Source organism: Klebsiella sp. CB_Kp196 (assembly GCF_040061575.1).
In the GTDB taxonomy this organism is placed as follows: Bacteria; Pseudomonadota; Gammaproteobacteria; order Enterobacterales; family Enterobacteriaceae; genus Klebsiella; species Klebsiella michiganensis.
In genome coordinates, this window is the sequence record NZ_JBEAFH010000061.1 from 13,037 (window position 1) to 29,590 (window position 16,554).

Consider the following 16,554-nt stretch of genomic DNA (forward strand, 5'->3'; position numbering starts at 1 on the left):
CGATGCAAACGCAACCAAGAAGGGGTTTTCTGATGACGCAACGTATCGCTTTAGTCACCGGCGGTAGCCGTGGACTGGGAAAAAACGCCGCATTAAAGCTGGCGGCAAAGGGAACCGATATTATTCTGACCTGGCACAGTAACCCGCAGGCGGCGCTGGACGTAGTGGCTGAAATTGAGCAAAAAGGCGTGAAAGCCGCGGCATTACCGCTAAACGTCGGTGATGTTGGCAGTTTCGACAGTTTTGCTCAGAAGGTAAGAGAAGTGCTTCAGCAGCGCTGGCAGCGGGAGACCTTCGACTATTTATTGAACAATGCCGGAATTGGCCTGAATATTCCCTTTGCTGAAACCAGCGAGGCGCAGTTTGATGAATTAATGAACATCCAGTTTAAGGGGCCGTTTTTCCTTACCCAACGCCTGCTGCCGTTATTGCAGGACGGGGGGCGGATCCTCAACGTTTCCAGCGGACTGGCGCGTTTCGCGCTGCCGGGCTATGCGGCCTACGCCTCAATGAAAGGCGCGATGGAGGTGCTGACGCGCTACCAGGCGAAGGAGCTGGGAGAACGCGGAATTTCGGTCAATATTATTGCGCCCGGCGCGATTGAAACCGATTTTGGCGGCGGTGTGGTCAGGGATAACGCGCAGGTGAATCAGCATATTGCCGCGCAAACGGCGCTCGGAAGAGTGGGGCTGCCGGATGATATTGGCGATGCCATCGCCGCGCTGCTTAGCGATGACCTGCGCTGGATGAACGCCCAGCGCGTAGAAGTCTCCGGTGGGATGTTCTTGTAATCCCGCGCCCCTCCATAGAGTATGGAGGGGCTAACGTATTTCATGCGCTTTCTTATTTCGTAACAGACTTTCCTCATTTCGCCATCGCCTGCGTTTCCGGCTTCGTTTAAACTAGAAAATTAGTATTATTTTTATTTTTTCTTGCCCGCCTGATTAAGGATTTCCTTAATTCAAATGTAATAAATATTGTGGATAAGTAATGGGGCCAATAAGCCCTGTAACTATTCATTGTTATGATATTTAGTTTCGCATCCCTATCGGTAAAATGCCCCAGGCCAAACGGCAAGTTGTTATTTATTTTGGCTGATGTTTGTCTTTTCATCGGGCATTTATTTATTGGAGCGAAACCCATGCAGATACTCATGTTTGACAGGCAGTCGATATTTATTCATGGAATGAAAATTGGCCTCCAGCAATACATTCCAGAGATTGATATTTTTGGCACCTGTCAGGCTGAACAGCTCTGGCAGAAGCTGACGGTGCATCCTGACGCGCTGCTCATGCTGGACGGGGATATGCACGGTGAGTTTTGCTGTTGGCTGCTGGAGGAAAAACAGCGTCGTTTTCCGCACGCTCAGGTCCTGCTGATCGTTTCTGACGATAATAAGGGCTGGCTACAGCGCGCGCTGTCTTATAATGTGCGGGCCATCGTGCAGCGCGAGGAAAGTTTGCCCACTTTCGCTCAGACCATCAACCGTCTCCGGCGGGGGCTGCCCTGCTTGCCGGACGATGGATTAATAATGGCGGAGGTGAGCGATAATAAACGGGTTCATTTGAGCCAGCGCCAGCGGGAGATTTTGCAGCTGCTGGCCGCCGGTGACTCTAATAAACAGATTAGCCGGACGTTAAATATCAGCACCGGCACGGTAAAGGCCCATCTTGAGTCGCTGTACCGTCGGCTGGATGTGAAGAATCGTACCCAGGCGGCGATGGTCTTTCATCGCGTCAGCGAAACTTAATCGGCTCTGGTTTTGAATCTTGCGCACTCTTCGCGCCGCTGTTCGCGGCCGCTGCGAATATTTTCCCATGCGCTCAGCGCGTCAGCGAACCGCTGATGATTAAGATGGGTCAGGACGGTATCAAGCGCCGGAGACGCCGCCCCGCAGCTAAAGGCTAAAGAGACCAGCGCATCATATTGCGCTTGATTAAGCGTGACCCGGAGCCTGCGCTTAAGTTCGCGCTGGCACTGCAGAAGATCGACGATAAGCAGAGTCTCCGCGATCTCGCGCGTGAAGTGAGGGAACGATTCGTAATCATTGAGAACGTGGCCGTAGCCAATCACGCGCAGGCCGCTTTCGTCCCGATAGGGGGCGAGCGCTAGCCCCTGCATTCGCTTAATAAACTCCAGCCCGTGCAGGCTTAGCGGCGGTATGGTTGGGGACATTTATCGCTTCCTCTGTTGTCGGCCTGCAGTGTAGAGGAAAAGCGCGTCGCGCCCTATTCGCCAGATGGCCCAGGCTGGTGGTAATCGCGGCGCAGCAGGCCAAACAGCCAATCGTTGTGCCAGCGACCGTTGAGCCAGTAGCAGTCGCGCAGCTCGCCCTCCTGGTGAAAACCGACCTTTTGCAGCAGATTTTTTGACGCCAGATTGCCCGCGGTGACGGTTGCCGTCAGCCGCCGGATGCCGCCGGCGGAGAAAGCGTAATCGCACAGTGCGCGCAGAGACTCATAGCCGTAACCTTTGCCCTGCGCCCGGGGAGCAAACAGAAAACCCGCTTCGGCGCTATCGGGAGCGTGATGCTGATAGCCGGTGAGGCCCAGGGGAGCGTGGGTGTAGCGGTCGCGCACTACCAGGCACAGCCAGTGGGCCGCGCCCGGCGACCACGCGGGAAGCCGGGCATCAAAAGCGTCGCGAATGTCCGCTACCGGGCGGGGATCCGCGACGTAAAGCATCACCTGGGGGTCTTGCTGTAAGCTGAGAAAAAAGGGCCAGTCGTCAAGCTGCAGCGGCGAGCAGCGCAGACGTGGGGTAACCAGTTCAGGCATAGCTGGGCTTCCGGCGAAAGTCGATGCCATGAACATAGCAGGACATCGACCGCGGGAATAGTCCGCTTTTACAACGGTTCGCCGTACAGGCCGATAAGCCGGCGCACCACGCCATTCGTCCAGCCAAAGCCATCCTGGAGCGGATATTCACCGCCTCCGCCTTCATGGGGCGTGGCGCTGGCGATATGGTACTTTTCAATCAGCTTATAGTGCTGTTTATAGAAATGATTCACCGTTTGCAGCCAGCTTTGGGCTATCTCATCGCCCAGCGGATCCTGGCCGTACATTTTAAAACCCTGTACCGCCATCCACTGCAGCGGCGCCCAGCCGTTGGGCTTATCCCACTGCTCACCGCTTTGATATTCCGTCGCCATAATACCGCCGGGGGTGAGCAGGCGGGCGCGTACCGCGTCGGCGAGCCTGTCGGCCTGTTCATGGGTCGCCATGCCGACGTACAGCGCGACGAGGCTGGCGGCGGAAAACAGCGCCAGCTGCTCGCGGCGCCAGTCGTAATCGCGGAAACAGCCGCTTTCGTCATCCCACAGATAGCGGGTTACCGCCGCCCTGCGCTCGCTGGCCTTCTGGCGAAAAGCGGCCTCTGTTTCCCGGTCGCCCTTCAGGCCGGAGAGGTTGGCGATGGTGTTCTCCAGCTTGAACAGGAAGGCGTTCAAATCAATGGGGATAAACTGGGTGGTACGGATGCTCGCCAGCCGGGTAATATCCCGCAGCCAGCGGCTGGAGTAATCCCAGCCGGACTCCGCCCCGGCGCGCAGGTCGCGATAGACCTCGTTCGGCGGGCGCCCGGAGTGCTTCGCCGTTTCGACATCTTCCCGCCATGACTCATCGCGCGGCGTATCGCGATCGTCCCAGTAGCGGTTCAGCAGCGAGCCGTCCGGCATCCGCACCACGTGACGGTAGGCCTGATTGGGAATCAGCGATTCCGCGCCGTCCATCCAGAAGCTGTACTCCATCCGCAGATGGTCAAGGTATCGTTTGGCGCCGCGAACCCCATCCTCTTCAAACAGTTCGACCATCAGGGCAAACACCGGCGGCTGCGAGCGGCTGAGATAGTAGGTGCGGTTGCCGTTAGGAATATGGCCGTAGATTTCAATCATCCACGCGAAGTTGTCGGCCATGCATTTCAGCAGGTCTTCGCGGCCGCTTTCCGCCAGCCCCAGCATGGTGAAGTAGGAATCCCAGTAGTAGGTTTCGCTAAACCGCCCGCCAGGCACAATATAAGACTGCGGCAGCGCCAGCAGCGATGACCAGGGAATATGATCCTGCGGCTCGCGGGTCAGGACGGGCCACAGATTATCAATATGCTCCTTTAACGATCGCGTGGGATCGGAGACGTAATCCTCGGCGCGGTTTTCCGGCAGCCAGAAGTGGTCTTCAACAAACTGGCGGAGATCGAATCCGGGGGTGCGCCGGACGCGACGGTAGTGAATCAAAATATCCAGCGGGTCCTGCTTCGGCGCGCAGTCGGGGAAGGTTTTGCTATCGGCGAAAATTCGCGACTTCTGGACGTGAGCGAACAGTTCCAGATAGCGATCGGCAGGGGTCAGGGCATCCGAGGCGGGCAGCCCTTCGATGATCTCCGGTTCGGGTTCGGCGTCGAACATTTCATCCAGCTTTAACTCATACGGATCGGCTTCGTAGCACGGATCGATTTCGATCCTGAGCTCATCGTCATCAACGTTGCGTAATTTCTGGCTGAACATAGTGGTACGGACCTCCGGATTGCGTCAGTAGAGGATGCCGGGCGCGCCCGACCTGTCTATTAAGCTTAGACATTCGCAGCGGGAAACGAAAAGAGAAGTGTGCGGTAGATCACGCTTTGTTCTAAACCGTCTGCCCGGGGTTTCTGCTTTAACTCGTTGACCTGGCGCATTAAAACCGTTTTAACCGCTTCGTATTGCGCCGAAAAATTCGGAGATTTCGTTTTTGCAACAAAATCTAAATTTTCAGGCGCTTTAGCGATTAAGCCATTACTCCCACGCGGCCTCCAGCATTTCCAGCAGCTGCTCGCTGGTCAGCATAACCGGGTTAGCCTTCATGGAGGATGAGCTGCTGGCGGCGAGGGCCGCGGGTTCCAGCGCTTCGCGGGGGACGCCGAGCTCGCGCAGATTGCCCAGACCGGATCGCTGGCTCCACTCGCGCAGGCTCTCCCAGGCGCTGTTTGGATCGGCGTCCAGTCCGGCGGCCAGCCACTGGCGTACGTCGGCAAAACGCTGGCGGAGGCGTTCGTCGCTAATTTGCGTTTCATTGAGCGCCAGGCCGAAGGGAAGCAGGCTGCCGCAAAGCGCACCGTGGGGGGCGTTGCTCAGACCGCCTAATGGGCCCGCAAGACCGTGAATGACGCCGAGACCGGCGTTGGCTAACGCCAGCCCTCCGCACAGGCTGACCCATGCCATCTCATCGCGGCTATCCGGACACTCTTTGGCCATCAGCGTTCTGAGCGCTTTGATGCCGCGCGGGATCGCCTCCCGGCAGAGAGCGTCGGTAAAAGGATTCGCCCGGGCGCACAGCCAGGGCTCAATCACCTGGGTGAGGGCATCCAGGCCGGAAGCGAGGGTCACCGCGCGCGGGGTGTTGTCGGTGAGCGACGGGTCGACAATCGCCAGGTCCGGCAGCATGCGGTCGTCGCGCAGGCTGACCTTGCGCTGCTGCTCGGGGACGTTGATCACCGCGTTCTTTGTGACTTCCGCCCCGGTACCGGCCGTGGTGGGGATGGCGACGAACGGCAGCGGATTGGCTTCTAACAGGCGCCCGGTACCCACCACTTCCAGATACTCGATCGCGGGCCCCTGCGCGGGAACCAGCGCCGCAATCGCTTTGCCGGCATCTATCACCGCGCCGCCGCCGAGGCTGACCACCGCGCCGACGCCTTTTTCCCGCGCCAGACGAACGCCCCGTTCAATATCCTGCAGGTCGGGTTCATGGGCGATAGACAGCGTGGTGACGTTCAGCTGGTGAGCGTGGAGTTCGCTTAATAAGAACGCCGCGCGCTGCAGGCTGGCGCCGTGAATCAGCAGTATCTGTGCGGAGCGGGCGGCGAGCCAGGGGGCGGCGCTGCGAGCAAGGCCGCGTCCAAAGCGGATATTGCCCGGTGTTAAAACGTTAAAAGAGGTCAACATGTCGGGTAACCTGTCCTGGAGAAAAATCGTGCAATCCACTATACACATTATCCGGCTGTACATGCGCCGCCGATGCAGTATTGTGAAACAACCATCTCTTTTGATTGAGGAATTGCTGACAATGCTAAAAATACTGGGCAAACGCTCATCAATTAACGTGCGCAAAGTGCTGTGGACCTGCGAAGAAGCGGGGCTTGAATATCAGCAGGAAGATTACGGCAGCGGGTTTCAGTCGATTGAGACCCCGGAGTTTCGCGCCCTTAATCCAAACAGCCTGGTGCCCGTGCTGCGGGATGACGACTTTGTGTTATGGGAGTCGAACAGCATCTGCCGCTATCTGGCGCGCAAAGCCGGGCGGGAAGACCTGCTCCCCACGGCGCCGCGGGCTGCCGCCGAGGTTGAGCACTGGATGGACTGGCAGGCAACGGAATTTAATACTGCCTGGCGCTATGCCTTTATGGGACTGGTACGCAAGGACCCGCGTTTTCAGGATCCGACGGCTATCAAAGAGAGCATTGCCGCCTGGACCCGCTGCGTGCAGATCGTCAATACGCAGCTGCAGCAAACCGGGGCATGGGTCGCCGGTAGAGAGTTTACGCTGGCGGATATTGTCCTTGGCCTGTCGGTGCATCGCTGGAAAATGACGCCGTTCGCCCATCCTGAAATGGCGGAAGTGGAGCGCTGGTATATGGCGCTGAATCAGCGGCCGGCGTTTAAGCGTCACGGGAATAACGGCGTGGCGTAGAGGAAAAAAAAGAAGCTCCGGAGAGCTTCTTTTTCAGACATGGTGCGCGTCTTACCGCATCGTCACAAACTCTTCCGCGGCGGTTGGGTGGATCGCCACGGTATTGTCGAAGTCTTTCTTGGTTGCGCCCATCTTCAGCGCCACCGCGAAGCCCTGCAGCATCTCGTCCATCCCGAAGCCGATACCGTGAATACCGACAATCTTCTCTTCCGGGCCGACGCAGACCAGCTTCATGCGGCACGGCTGGCGGTGTGAGGTCACGGCGGTATACATGGCGGTGAAAGAGGATTTATACACTTTCACCGCTTCATCGCCGTACTGCTCGCGCGCCTGCGGCTCGGTTAAGCCGACGGTGCCGATAGGCGGATGGCTGAACACCACGGTCGGGATATTGCTGTAGTCCAGATGTTCGTCCGGCTTGTTGTTAAACAGGCGCTCGGAGAGACGACGGCCTGCGGCAACGGCGACCGGGGTCAGCTCGACGGCGCCGGTATTATCGCCGACGGCGTAAATACCCGGAACGTTGGTGTTCTGGAATTTATCGACGACGATATAGCCTTTATCGTTGGTTTCCACTCCGGTCGCGGCGAGGTTGAAGTTATCGGTTGCCGGTTCGCGACCGATCGCCCAAATCAGGCAGTCCACGGCCTGGCTGCGGCCATCTTCCAGTTCCAGGGTCAGGCTGCCGTCGGCGTTCTTCACTACCGCTTTCGGAATGGCATGGGTATGCAGCTGCGGGCCTTCGGCGTTCATCACCTCAACCAGCGTTTCCACGATCAGCGGATCGAAGCTACGCAGCGGCGCGTGTTTACGCACGAACAGGTGCGTCTCCGCGCCCAGGCCGTTAATTACGCCCGCCAGCTCAACGGCGATATAGCCCGCGCCGACAACCGCAACGCGTTTCGGCAGCGCCGGCAGTTCGAAGAAACCATCGGAATCAATGCCGTATTCGACGCCGGGGATATTCGGATGGCTCGGGCGGCCGCCGGTGGCGATCAGAATATGATCGGCGGTTATCGTCTCGCCGTTAACTTCGATGGTTTTCGCATCGACAAAACGGGCGAAGCCTTTAATCACATCGACCTTATTTTTGCCCAGCACGTTATCGTAGGAGGTGTGGATACGATCGATATAGGCGCTACGGCTGGCGACCAGTTTGTCCCAGTCGAAGTGATTGATAGTGGTATCAAAACCGTAATCCGGACCATACAGATGGATGGCTTCACGGATCTGCGCCGCATGCCACATGACTTTTTTCGGCACGCAGCCGACGTTCACGCAGGTACCGCCCAGGTCTTTGGCTTCAATCAGCGCGCACTTCTGGCCGTACATAGCGGCACGGTTAATGGAGGCGATACCGCCGCTGCCGCCGCCAATGGCGATATAGTCATAATGCTTGCTCATGAGTCTTATCCTTAATGTCTGATTGGCGCGATTGTATACCTGAAATCAATAGTTTCCACCGATGACTGCGATTACTCAGGCACGATCCAGCTGACGGTGGTATGGCCGATGCCGGTCGGCACCAGCTTTTTATGCAGCCACGGCAGAACGTTGTTCATCTGCTGCTCCAGCTTCCACGGCGGGTTGATGACGATCATCCCGGAGGCGGTCATCCCGCGCTGGTCGCTATCCGGACGCACCGCCAGCTCGATTTGCAGAATTTTGCGAATGCCGGTGGCCTCTAACTCTTTGATCATGCGCTTAATCTGCGCCCGTAGCACCACCGGATACCACAGCGCGTAGGTGCCGGTAGCAAAGCGTTTGTAGCCTTCATGAATACCGGTCACGACCGCCTGGTAGTCGCTTTTGATTTCGTAAGGCGGGTCGATCAGCACCAGTCCACGACGAGAAACCGGCGGCAGCTTCGACTTCAGCTGCTGATAGCCATCGGTTTTTTCAACCCGGGCGCGGTCGTCTTTCTGAAACTCGGCGCGCAGCAGCGGAAAATCGCTGGGATGCAGTTCGGTCATCTGCAGGCTGTCCTGCTCGCGCAGCAGCTGGCGGGCAATCAACGGCGAGCCGGGGTAGTAGCGCAGCTGGCCGCTACGGTTGAAGTGCTGAACGACGGAGATATAAGGCTCCAGCTCGGCGGGCAGGTCATCCTGCTGCCAGATGCGGGCGATGCCTTCGAGATATTCACCGGTACGCTCGGCGTGTTCGCTGCTCAGCTGATAGCGGCCTGCGCCGGCGTGGGTGTCCAGATAGAGAAACGGTTTTTCTTTCTCTTTGAGCGATTCAATGATCAGGCTCTGAACGGTGTGTTTAAGAACGTCGGCGTGGTTGCCTGCGTGAAAGCTATGACGATAACTGAGCATGGATACGGTGATTCCGGGATTGAGACAAGATGACCGATAGTTTACCGCAGATCGGCCTGGATTACCGCCGCGCTGTTTCCATTCCGCTTAAAGCGTTGCAAAACATAACCGTGTCATAAAAGCGTCAAACAGAAGGGCTAGCGTCACGTAAAGGCAAGGTAATGGTTTGAATTTACCCGTCATACTTCAAGCTGCTTATGTGTTGGCTACGTTCGCTCACCCCGGTCACATAGTTATCTATGCTCCCGGGGACTCACTCCCTTGCCGCCTTTAAGCAACTCGAATTATTTAGGGTATAAAAGGAAAATAATGAAACTGCACATCACGCTTCTCGCATCGGCGCTCATGCTGGCGCTGCCGGCATTGGCGAAAGAGGTTCCTTTGAATCAGGCGGCGGCAATCGCCAACGGCGTGACGCCAGCCGCCGCCAGTCCGGGGTTTGACGCGCTGGAGAGCCAAAGCCTGTCGCAGCTGCGCAACGCGCTGAAGGGCGATGCGGCAACCCTGACTCGCGACCAGCTTGAACACGCCAGACAGAATAAAACTCAGGCGGATACCGCGTGGCTGAAGGCCAGCGGTTATGACTTCCAGACAAAAGCCAACCAGCAGGCGGGAATCGAGCTGCTCTCAGCGTTCAGCGCGCTGCCGAAGGCGGTCATACAGCAAAACCTGGCGACCGTCACCGCCATTAACCGCGATGCCGCACAGAGCGCTCGCCACCAGGCGCTGGCGGATGCCGAAGGCATCAGCTATCTCTATTTCCTCAGCGATGCGCTGGGGCCGCGCCTCGGCAAAGCGTTCCTCGCCGCCTACGACAAAGGCGAGCTCGGTAAGGCGGCGGCGCTGATCAAAGCTTCGGAAGTGAGTACCGGGGCGGCGAAAAAGCACTTCAATAACCCGCGCCCGTTTCTGATTCAGGGCAATACCATCCATCTGGTGCCGGACGATGTGGTGGTTAAGGACAATAAGCCCTATACCGCCGACGGCGGCTCGTTTCCGAGCGGGCACACCAACACCGGCTATACCGACGCTCTGCTGATGGCGGAGATGATCCCGGAGCGCTTCGACGCGCTGGTGACGCGCGGCGCCCGCTATGGCTATTCGCGCATCGTGCTGGGCGTGCACTATCCGCTGGACGTGATGGGTTCGCGGATGGTGGCGCAGCGCAATGTCGCCCACTACCTGAATGACGCGAAGTATCGCGGGATGTTTAATGAGGCCCGCGACCAGCTGCGTACCGCGCTAGAGAAAGAGTGCGGCACGACGCTGGCAGAGTGCGCGAAAGTGCCTGCGAAAGACGATCCGTATCGCGACCCGGCGATGGTCGCGTTTTATCGCTTTACCATGACCTACGATCTGCCGCAGCAGAAGGGCGAAAAACAGAGCCTGAAGGTGCCGCAAGGGGCTGAAGTGCTGCTGGAGGCTGCGCTGCCGAATCTGTCCGCCGCGCAGCGTCGGGCGCTGATGGTCAAAACGGCGTTGCCCGCAGGGTATCCGCTTTCCGGTGATAACGACGCGCAGCAGTTCTGGCAGCGGCTGAATTTGCCAGCGGCGTATGCGATGGCGAATAAAGCGCATTAAACCTGGCGCAGTCCGGAGGCGGTGCTGGCGCACCTCTCCGGGATACAAGAGCAATGCGGCGGCGTACAGCGTGGCGCCGCCGGGCGTTTTAATGCGGGCGTACCGGCAGAACTAGCTCTCTTTGGCGGGCTTTATCGCGGGCAGGGCGCGCTGCATCGGCACCGGCAGCCAGGCGCGAATTAATAATCCGCCGCGTTCGCTGGAGCCAAGTTCCAGCTTACCGTTATGGTTATCGATAATGCGCTGAACGATAGCCAGGCCGAGGCCGGTCCCGCTAATCGTACGGGCGCTATCGCCGCGCACGAACGGCTGGAACAAATGCTCACGCTGCTCCGGTTTAATTCCCGGACCGTCATCTTCCACCTGGAACCAGGCCCGGTTCCCCTCGCTGCCGCTGCTGACTTTAATCCAGCCGTTGCCGTAGCGGGCGGCGTTGACCACCATATTCGCCAGCGCGCGCTTGATGGAGAGCGGATGCACGCGCAGCGGGATCTCGCCCGGCTGCAGGTCGGTGGCGATTTCTCGCTCGTAGCCGCTCTCCGCCGCAATCACTTCCCCCAGCACCGCGTTAAGGTCCGTCAGCTCCATCGGCATCTCCTGGCCGGTGCGCAGGTAGTCGATAAACTGCTCGATAATGGCGTTACACTCTTCAATATCTTTATTAATCGACTCGGCGAGGTAGCCGTCCTCTTCGCCCATCATCTCCGTCGCCAGGCGGATACGCGTAAGGGGGGTGCGTAAATCATGGCTCACCCCGGCCATCAGCAGCGTGCGGTCATCCGCCAGCTGCTTCACGCCAGCCGCCATGTGGTTAAAGGCGCGGGTCACCGATCGCACTTCCGATGCGCCGTATTCGCGCAGCGGCGGGGGAATAATCCCTCGCCCGACCTGAAGCGCCGCGTGCTCCAGGTCGACCAGCGGTCGGTTCTGAATACGAATAAAGAGCCAGGCGCCGCCAATCGCCAGCAGCATGATGGCCAGGGTGTAGCGGAACAGCGGCGAGAAGTCGCCCTGGTGGATTTCGGTCAGCGGTACGCGCACCCAGATATTGGGAGAAAGCCAGGTTTTCAGCCACACCACGGGGGAGCTTTTGTTTACCTCGACCCGCACTTCGGTTGGCCCGCCGAGCTGGTGCGCCATCTGCTGACTTAAGAATTCATAATGCTGCGCCCAGCGCAGGCCTGCGTCTTCCGCCGCTTCGTTGGAATAGAGCGAAATGCCCAGCTCGCGGTAAATCTCGCGGCGAAACGCCGGCGGCACCACCAGCTGAGTGCCGTCTTCCAGCTGGAGTTTATCGGTCATCAGCATACGCACTTCGTAGGCCAGAACCTTATTAAACTGCTGAAGACTGGGCAGGATCGCGAAATTCAGCACCACTAAATAGGTCGTCACCAGGCTGGCGAACAGCAGGGTGACGATCAGTAACAGGGTGCGGGCAAACGAGCTTCGCGGCGAAAAGCGCACGCGTTTCATGCCTTAGAGCCGTCCGGGACGAAAACGTAGCCCAGGCCCCAAACGGTCTGGATATAGCGCGGATGCGCCGGATCTTCTTCCACCATGCGGCGCAGGCGGGAGATTTGTACGTCGATGGAGCGCTCCATGGCCGAATATTCACGGCCGCGAGCGAGGTTCATCAGCTTATCGCGGGATAATGGTTCGCGCGGATGGCTCACCAGCGCTTTCAGTACCGCGAATTCACCGCTGGTCAGCGGCATAGGCTCATCTTCGCGGAACATCTCGCGGGTGCCGAGGTTCAGCTTGAACTTACCAAAGGCGATAACCGCTTCTTCCTGCGAAGGCGCGCCCGGCAGTTCGTTAGCCTGACGGCGCAGTACGGCGCGGATACGGGCCAGCAGCTCGCGCGGGTTGAACGGTTTTGGGATGTAGTCGTCGGCGCCGATTTCCAGGCCCACGATACGGTCAACTTCTTCCCCTTTCGCCGTGACCATAATGATCGGCATCGGGTTGCTCTGGCTGCGCAGGCGGCGGCAAATGGACAGGCCATCTTCGCCCGGCAGCATCAGATCCAGCACCATCAGGTGGAAGGATTCACGGGTCAGCAGGCGATCCATCTGTTCAGCGTTCGCCACGCTACGAACCTGGAAGCCCTGCTCGGTCAGATAACGCTCGAGTAGCGCACGCAGGCGCATGTCGTCATCGACAACCAGAATCTTATAATTCTCTTGCATTGTTTATACTCCCAAAGGTTCACTGCAATTGTCAGTACGTATTCTCAAAAAAGCCCGGGTCGCCCACCAGCGAAATCTGGTATATATTCCAGGCTAAATTGTTACAAAGCATATTTAACAGCAGCTTAAGTATACATTTAAGCATAAGACACATTATTTATCCTGTTGGTATGATGACGTGCGACGAATTGTGCGCAGCATTGCACAAAGATCTGTAATCAGGAGCCGGAACCTTCGATGAAAACGCCGCTGATCACCCGTGAAGGGTATGAAAAACTGAAGAAAGAGATGGATACCCTGTGGCGCGAAGAACGTCCGGAAGTCACCAAAAAGGTGACCTGGGCGGCGAGCCTCGGCGACCGCAGTGAAAACGCCGATTACCAATACAATAAAAAGCGCCTGCGTGAAATCGACCGCCGGGTGCGCTACCTGACCAAGTGCCTTGAGCAGCTGAAAATCGTCGATTATTCGCCGCAGCAGGAGGGTAAGGTCTTTTTCGGCGCGTGGGTGGAGATTGAAAACGATGCGGGCGAGACGAAGCGCTTCCGGATTGTCGGCTACGATGAAATCTTTGGCCGCAACGACTACATCTCCATTGATTCGCCAATGGCGCGCGCGCTGCTGAAAAAAGAGGTCGGTGATTTAGCTATCGTGAACACCCCCGCGGGCGAGGCGGCCTGGTACGTGAACGAAATTGAATACGTCAAAGCCAAATAGGTCCGGAACATTCCGAGAGGCTTTGGTCGCGGCTGGCATTTTAGCGTGCCAGTCCGTATAACTATCCCCCTGATTTTTGATCCTAAAGATGAATTAAACCGATGATGAATGATTCGCTCTGCCGCATTATTGCGGGTGAACTTCAGGCCAGGGCTGAACAGGTAGAAGCTGCCGTTCGCCTGCTTGATGAAGGGAATACCGTGCCGTTTATCGCACGCTATCGTAAAGAAGTCACCGGCGGTCTGGATGACACGCAGCTGCGTAATCTGGAAACCCGCCTGGGCTATCTGCGTGAACTTGAAGACCGTCGTCAGGCGATCCTGAAGTCCATCGGCGAGCAGGGCAAGCTGACCGAGGCGCTGGAAAAAGCCATCAACGGGACGTTGAGTAAAACCGAGCTCGAAGATCTCTATCTGCCGTACAAGCCGAAGCGCCGCACGCGCGGGCAGATCGCCATTGAGGCCGGACTGGAACCGCTGGCCGATCTGCTGTGGAACGAACCCTCTCACGACCCGGAAACCGAAGCCGCTAAATATATCGACGCCGACAACGGCGTAGCGGACACAAAAGCCGCTCTCGACGGCGCGCGCTATATCCTGATGGAGCGCTTTGCTGAAGACGCGGGCCTGCTGGCGAAAGTGCGCGACTATCTGTGGAAAAACGCCCACCTGGTGGCGACCGTCGTCAGCGGTAAAGAAGAGGAAGGGGCGAAATTCCGCGACTACTTCGATCACCATGAACCGATCTCCACCGTCCCGTCGCACCGGGCGCTGGCGATGTTCCGCGGCCGCAACGAAGGCGTGCTGCAGCTCTCTTTAAACGCCGACCCGCAGTTCGACGAGCCGCCGAAAGAGAGCCACGGCGAGCAAATCATTATCGACCATCTCGGCCTGCGCCTGAATAACGCACCGGCGGACGGCTGGCGTAAGGGCGTGGTGAGCTGGACGTGGCGTATCAAGGTGCTGATGCACCTCGAAACCGAGCTGATGGGGACCGTGCGCGAACGCGCGGAAGATGAAGCCATTAACGTCTTTGCCCGCAACCTGCACGACCTGCTGATGGCCGCGCCGGCCGGGCTGCGCGCCACCATGGGCCTCGATCCGGGCCTGCGCACCGGCGTCAAAGTCGCCGTCGTTGACGGTACCGGCAAGCTGGTGGCTACCGATACCATTTACCCGCATACCGGCCAGGCCGCAAAAGCGGCGGTGGCGGTTGCCGCGCAGTGTGAAAAGTACAACGTTGAGCTGGTGGCGATCGGCAACGGTACCGCCTCGCGTGAAACCGAGCGCTTCTTCCTCGACGTGCAGAAGCAGTTCCCGAAAGTGACCGCGCAGAAGGTCATCGTCAGCGAAGCGGGCGCGTCCGTGTACTCCGCCTCCGAGCTGGCGGCGCTGGAGTTCCCGGATCTCGACGTTTCCCTGCGCGGCGCGGTCTCTATCGCCCGTCGTCTCCAGGACCCGCTGGCCGAACTGGTGAAAATCGATCCGAAATCCATTGGCGTCGGCCAGTATCAGCACGATGTCAGCCAGACCCAGCTGGCGCGTAAGCTGGACGCGGTGGTGGAAGACTGCGTAAACGCCGTCGGCGTCGATCTGAATACCGCTTCCGTCCCGCTGCTTACCCGCGTCGCCGGTCTGACCCGCATGATGGCGCAGAATATCGTCTCCTGGCGCGATGAAAACGGCCAGTTCCAGAATCGCCAGCAGCTGCTGAAGGTCAGCCGTCTGGGGCCGAAGGCCTTTGAACAGTGCGCGGGCTTCCTGCGTATCAACCACGGCGACAACCCGCTGGACGCCTCAACCGTGCACCCGGAAGCGTATCCGGTGGTGGAGCGCATTCTGGCGGCGACTCAGCAGGCGCTGAAAGATTTGATGGGCAACAGCAGTGAACTGCGTCATCTGAAAGCCGCTGATTTCACCGATGAGAAATTCGGCGTGCCGACGGTGACCGACATCATCAAAGAGCTGGAGAAGCCGGGCCGCGACCCGCGCCCTGAGTTTAAAACCGCCCAGTTCGCCGATGGCGTAGAGACGATGAACGACCTGCTGCCGGGGATGATCCTCGAAGGCGCGGTGACCAACGTCACCAACTTCGGCGCGTTCGTTGATATCGGCGTTCATCAGGACGGCCTGGTGCATATCTCTTCCCTGTCGAATAAGTTCGTTGAAGACCCGCACACGGTGGTCAAAGCGGGCGATATCGTGAAGGTGAAAGTGATGGAAGTCGACCTGCCGCGTAAGCGCATCGCGCTGACGATGCGTCTGGACGAACAGCCTGGCGACAGCAACGCGCGCCGCGGCGGCGGTAACGATCGTCCTCAGGGCAACCGCCCGGCGGCGAAGGCCGCTAAACCTCGCGGTCGCGAGGCTCAGCCTGCGGGCAACAGCGCGATGATGGATGCGCTGGCGGCGGCAATGGGTAAAAAACGTTAATTCTTTCCGGCCCCTTTTGCTAAGGGGCCGCATTTCTTCCGGCATTCGCCATATTGTGCAAACAAGCATCAGTATTTTCTTATAACGTCGTAATAAGCGCGAATTACGGACGGCGATATTATTATTTTCATTTCGTTAACTATCGAAACTTTAATTAAACATTTAGTCATTAAGAATAATCATCACCTCCGCCACGGCGAGAAAAAAGAGTTTGCTCAATATCAACAAAAGCTCAATTTTCTCTTTAAAAAGCGAAACGGCCGCATTATATGTATTGATGATAAAAACTATTCTCATTATCATTATTTGCATTGAGTATTTTTTCTTCTTCGTTAGCTACGGTCCCTGGCGCCGCGTCTCCGGCGCATACGGAAAACACTCTTTTCAGTTGGCGATAAACAAGTAGGTCCTATGCAATTTACACCTGATAGTGCGTGGAAAATCACCGGTTTCTCCCGCGATATTAGTCCGGCGTATCGGCAGAAGCTGCTGTCCCTCGGGATGCTGCCGGGTTCTTCTTTCAATGTGGTTCGCGTGGCGCCGCTCGGCGACCCTATTCATATTGAAACCCGACGCGTTAGCCTGGTATTACGTAAAAAGGATCTTGCGTTAATTGAGCTGGAAGCGGTTGCACAATAATGCCTGACCGGCACTAAGA

Annotated in this window: 15 protein-coding genes; 7 read left to right on the plus strand and 8 right to left on the minus strand. The window is 57.9% G+C overall.

Annotated features, from left to right (window positions below):
- The first annotated feature begins 32 nt into the window (after positions 1 to 32).
- Positions 33 to 791, plus strand: coding sequence for an SDR family oxidoreductase (locus ABLU87_RS22470; protein WP_032719951.1), 759 nt, complete (start codon positions 33 to 35; stop codon positions 789 to 791).
- Between the two features lie 350 nt (positions 792 to 1,141).
- Positions 1,142 to 1,750, plus strand: coding sequence for a response regulator transcription factor (locus ABLU87_RS22475; protein ID WP_064406136.1), 609 nt, complete (start codon positions 1,142 to 1,144; stop codon positions 1,748 to 1,750).
- On the opposite strand, the gene ABLU87_RS22480 is transcribed toward ABLU87_RS22475, so the two are convergent.
- From ABLU87_RS22480 to ABLU87_RS22495, 4 genes are all read right to left on the minus strand, one after another.
- The gene (locus ABLU87_RS22480; RefSeq protein WP_032751618.1) at positions 1,747 to 2,175 is read right to left on the minus strand and encodes a lysozyme; all 429 of its coding nucleotides are present in this window, start codon (positions 2,173 to 2,175) and stop codon (positions 1,747 to 1,749) included. The two genes, ABLU87_RS22475 and ABLU87_RS22480, sit on opposite strands and share 4 nt — an antisense overlap.
- A gap of 53 nt (positions 2,176 to 2,228) precedes the next feature.
- Positions 2,229 to 2,777, minus strand: a complete 549-nt coding sequence (locus ABLU87_RS22485; protein WP_014227159.1) for a GNAT family protein — start codon at positions 2,775 to 2,777, stop codon at positions 2,229 to 2,231.
- Between the two features lie 68 nt (positions 2,778 to 2,845).
- The gene (locus tag ABLU87_RS22490; protein ID WP_014227158.1) at positions 2,846 to 4,498 is read right to left on the minus strand and encodes an alpha,alpha-trehalase; all 1,653 of its coding nucleotides are present in this window, start codon (positions 4,496 to 4,498) and stop codon (positions 2,846 to 2,848) included.
- A gap of 267 nt (positions 4,499 to 4,765) precedes the next feature.
- On the minus strand, positions 4,766 to 5,914 hold the full coding sequence (locus ABLU87_RS22495; RefSeq protein ID WP_032694203.1) for an iron-containing alcohol dehydrogenase: 1,149 nt from the start codon (positions 5,912 to 5,914) through the stop codon (positions 4,766 to 4,768).
- Positions 5,915 to 6,035: 121 nt separating this feature from the next.
- Between ABLU87_RS22495 and ABLU87_RS22500 the strand changes: the two genes are divergently transcribed.
- Positions 6,036 to 6,659 (plus strand): glutathione S-transferase, encoded by a 624-nt coding sequence (locus tag ABLU87_RS22500; RefSeq protein WP_025106820.1) that lies wholly within the window; start codon positions 6,036 to 6,038, stop codon positions 6,657 to 6,659.
- A gap of 51 nt (positions 6,660 to 6,710) precedes the next feature.
- Here the strand turns inward: ABLU87_RS22500 and gorA are convergent, their stop codons facing one another.
- Entirely contained in the window at positions 6,711 to 8,063 is a 1,353-nt protein-coding gene (gorA, locus tag ABLU87_RS22505; protein WP_122116812.1) for a glutathione-disulfide reductase, read from the minus strand.
- 71 nt (positions 8,064 to 8,134) lie between these two features.
- Positions 8,135 to 8,977 carry a 23S rRNA (adenine(2030)-N(6))-methyltransferase RlmJ gene (locus ABLU87_RS22510; protein WP_009651758.1) on the minus strand — a complete coding sequence of 281 codons (843 nt, stop codon included), beginning with the start codon at positions 8,975 to 8,977 and terminating at the stop codon, positions 8,135 to 8,137.
- 309 nt (positions 8,978 to 9,286) lie between these two features.
- Between ABLU87_RS22510 and ABLU87_RS22515 the strand changes: the two genes are divergently transcribed.
- A complete protein-coding gene (locus tag ABLU87_RS22515; protein WP_048263484.1) occupies positions 9,287 to 10,558 on the plus strand; it encodes a phosphatase PAP2 family protein in 1,272 nt (423 codons plus the stop codon).
- A 111-nt stretch (positions 10,559 to 10,669) separates the two neighbouring features.
- Here the strand turns inward: ABLU87_RS22515 and envZ are convergent, their stop codons facing one another.
- Together envZ and ompR are read right to left on the minus strand one after the other, a co-directional pair.
- Positions 10,670 to 12,031 (minus strand): two-component system sensor histidine kinase EnvZ, encoded by a 1,362-nt coding sequence (gene envZ / locus ABLU87_RS22520; RefSeq protein ID WP_004855221.1) that lies wholly within the window; start codon positions 12,029 to 12,031, stop codon positions 10,670 to 10,672.
- Positions 12,028 to 12,747 carry a two-component system response regulator OmpR gene (gene ompR, locus ABLU87_RS22525; protein WP_001157751.1) on the minus strand — a complete coding sequence of 240 codons (720 nt, stop codon included), beginning with the start codon at positions 12,745 to 12,747 and terminating at the stop codon, positions 12,028 to 12,030. Before ompR ends, envZ begins: the two co-directional genes overlap by 4 nt.
- A gap of 237 nt (positions 12,748 to 12,984) precedes the next feature.
- Here ompR and greB point away from each other — a divergent pair, with 237 nt between their 5' ends.
- The 3 genes from greB (at position 12,985) to feoA (ending at position 16,535) form a co-directional block, all read left to right on the plus strand.
- On the plus strand, positions 12,985 to 13,464 hold the full coding sequence (gene greB, locus ABLU87_RS22530; RefSeq protein WP_004106676.1) for a transcription elongation factor GreB: 480 nt from the start codon (positions 12,985 to 12,987) through the stop codon (positions 13,462 to 13,464).
- Between the two features lie 101 nt (positions 13,465 to 13,565).
- Positions 13,566 to 15,896: a Tex family protein gene (locus ABLU87_RS22535; RefSeq protein ID WP_122116811.1), complete on the plus strand. Its 2,331-nt coding sequence runs from the start codon at positions 13,566 to 13,568 to the stop codon at positions 15,894 to 15,896.
- 411 nt (positions 15,897 to 16,307) lie between these two features.
- A complete protein-coding gene (gene feoA / locus ABLU87_RS22540; protein WP_004126281.1) occupies positions 16,308 to 16,535 on the plus strand; it encodes a ferrous iron transporter A in 228 nt (75 codons plus the stop codon).
- Positions 16,536 to 16,554 lie beyond the last annotated feature (19 nt).

What these genes read in the sequence shown, in the direction of transcription:
- ABLU87_RS22490 (WP_014227158.1), bottom strand. Translation starts at nt 4,498, where the DNA reads ATGTTCAGCCAGAAATTACGCAACGTTGATGACGATGAGCTCAGGATC.
- gorA (WP_122116812.1), bottom strand. Translation starts at nt 8,063, where the DNA reads ATGAGCAAGCATTATGACTATATCGCCATTGGCGGCGGCAGCGGCGGT.
- ABLU87_RS22515 (WP_048263484.1), top strand. Translation starts at nt 9,287, where the DNA reads ATGAAACTGCACATCACGCTTCTCGCATCGGCGCTCATGCTGGCGCTG.
- ABLU87_RS22470 (WP_032719951.1), top strand. Translation starts at nt 33, where the DNA reads ATGACGCAACGTATCGCTTTAGTCACCGGCGGTAGCCGTGGACTGGGA.
- greB (WP_004106676.1), top strand. Translation starts at nt 12,985, where the DNA reads ATGAAAACGCCGCTGATCACCCGTGAAGGGTATGAAAAACTGAAGAAA.
- ABLU87_RS22480 (WP_032751618.1), bottom strand. Translation starts at nt 2,175, where the DNA reads ATGTCCCCAACCATACCGCCGCTAAGCCTGCACGGGCTGGAGTTTATT.
- ABLU87_RS22535 (WP_122116811.1), top strand. Translation starts at nt 13,566, where the DNA reads ATGATGAATGATTCGCTCTGCCGCATTATTGCGGGTGAACTTCAGGCC.
- ABLU87_RS22500 (WP_025106820.1), top strand. Translation starts at nt 6,036, where the DNA reads ATGCTAAAAATACTGGGCAAACGCTCATCAATTAACGTGCGCAAAGTG.
- ABLU87_RS22510 (WP_009651758.1), bottom strand. Translation starts at nt 8,977, where the DNA reads ATGCTCAGTTATCGTCATAGCTTTCACGCAGGCAACCACGCCGACGTT.
- ompR (WP_001157751.1), bottom strand. Translation starts at nt 12,747, where the DNA reads ATGCAAGAGAATTATAAGATTCTGGTTGTCGATGACGACATGCGCCTG.
- envZ (WP_004855221.1), bottom strand. Translation starts at nt 12,031, where the DNA reads ATGAAACGCGTGCGCTTTTCGCCGCGAAGCTCGTTTGCCCGCACCCTG.
- feoA (WP_004126281.1), top strand. Translation starts at nt 16,308, where the DNA reads ATGCAATTTACACCTGATAGTGCGTGGAAAATCACCGGTTTCTCCCGC.
- ABLU87_RS22475 (WP_064406136.1), top strand. Translation starts at nt 1,142, where the DNA reads ATGCAGATACTCATGTTTGACAGGCAGTCGATATTTATTCATGGAATG.
- ABLU87_RS22495 (WP_032694203.1), bottom strand. Translation starts at nt 5,914, where the DNA reads ATGTTGACCTCTTTTAACGTTTTAACACCGGGCAATATCCGCTTTGGA.
- ABLU87_RS22485 (WP_014227159.1), bottom strand. Translation starts at nt 2,777, where the DNA reads ATGCCTGAACTGGTTACCCCACGTCTGCGCTGCTCGCCGCTGCAGCTT.